This is a genomic window from Streptomyces amritsarensis (genome assembly GCF_001953875.1).
GTDB classification, from domain to species: domain Bacteria; phylum Actinomycetota; class Actinomycetes; order Streptomycetales; family Streptomycetaceae; genus Streptomyces; species Streptomyces amritsarensis.
On the sequence record NZ_MQUR01000208.1, the window covers coordinates 1 to 1410 of the forward strand.

At 64.3% G+C, this 1410-nt stretch carries 1 protein-coding gene; it reads right to left on the minus strand.

The genetic code is table 11. The features are described from left to right. A partial coding sequence (locus tag AVW11_RS35550; protein ID WP_076047084.1) for an MFS transporter occupies nucleotides 1-1401 on the minus strand: 1401 nt, incomplete at its 3' end. Nucleotides 1402-1410 lie beyond the last annotated feature (9 nt).

The following is a 1410-nucleotide window of genomic DNA, read 5'->3' on the forward strand; positions in this document are numbered from 1 at the left end:
CTTGGTGCGGAGGAAGAGGACGGTGGTGAGGATCCCGACGACCACGATCGCGGTGTTCACGATGACCGCCGTGGTGATACCCGCATGGATGTCGGTGTTCGCGGCAGCGACCGCCGACATGATCGGCGTACCCATCGTGATACCGATCTGCTGCGTCATCGTCGCCAGACCCGTCGCCATACCCTGCTCATGATCCGGCAGCCCCGTCGTCGCGGTCACCATGAACCCGACGATCACCAACATGTTCCCCACACCACCGGCGAACGTCGCGACCAACAGCAGCCACATCGACGCCGACGTCTCACCCAGCAACACCAAACTCACCGTCGCCACCGCCTGCAACACACCACCCACGATCAGCGTCGACCGCGTCCCCACCGCACCGATCACCCGAGGCGCGACCGAACCACCGATCACCGTGCCGACACCGAGCACACCGAACGACAGACCGGCAGTCAGCGGCGAGAAATCCAACACCTCCTGCAGATACAGCGTCATCAAGAACACCAGACTGGTCTCCGTCAAAAACGCGATCAGACCCGCGATGTTCCCCCACGCCACCGTCTTCTTCTTCAACACCGAAACCGGCACCAGCGGAGCCGAACTCCTCGACTCGATCGCATAGAAGACGACCAGCAGCACCACACCCGCCGCCAGCCAACCCAACGCCGACGCAGCACCCCAACCGTGCTCACCCGCCTGCGTCAACCCGTAGACCAAAGCCAGCAGACCCAACGTCACCGCCGTCGCACCCGGAACATCCAGCTTCGGACGCGCCGACGGACGCGACTCCTTGATCACAGCAGGCGCGATCAGCAACACCGCCAAAGCCACCGGCACATTGATGAAGAACGCCCACCGCCACGACAGCAGATCCGTCAACACACCACCCAAAATCGCCCCCGTGGTGAACCCCGCCGACATCAGCGCACCATTCAGACCCAGCGCCTTCTCACGCAGCGGCCCCTCCGGAAACGCGGTCGTCAGCAGCGACAGACCCGCCGGCGTCACCGCCGCCGTCGCCAAACCCTGGAACACACGGGCCGCGATCAGCATCTCCGGCGACGTCGCCAAACCACCCACCAGCGACGACAGACCCAGAACCGCCAAACCCACCAGGAACAGACGCCGCCGACCGAACAGGTCGGCAACCCGCCCGAACAGCAACGTGAAACCAGCAGCACACAACGCGAACGACGTCGCGATCCACTGCAGATTCGACAACGAGAACCCGAGCCCGTCCCCGATCACCGGCAACGCCACATTCAGGATCGAGAAATCCACCGCCAGCATGAACTGCGCCACCAGCAGCACCACCAGCACAAGCTTCAAACGCCCGTCCAACCGGGCCGGCACCTCCCCCGCACCCGAATCGACCCGCGCACCCTCGACAACCGACATCGCCAGACT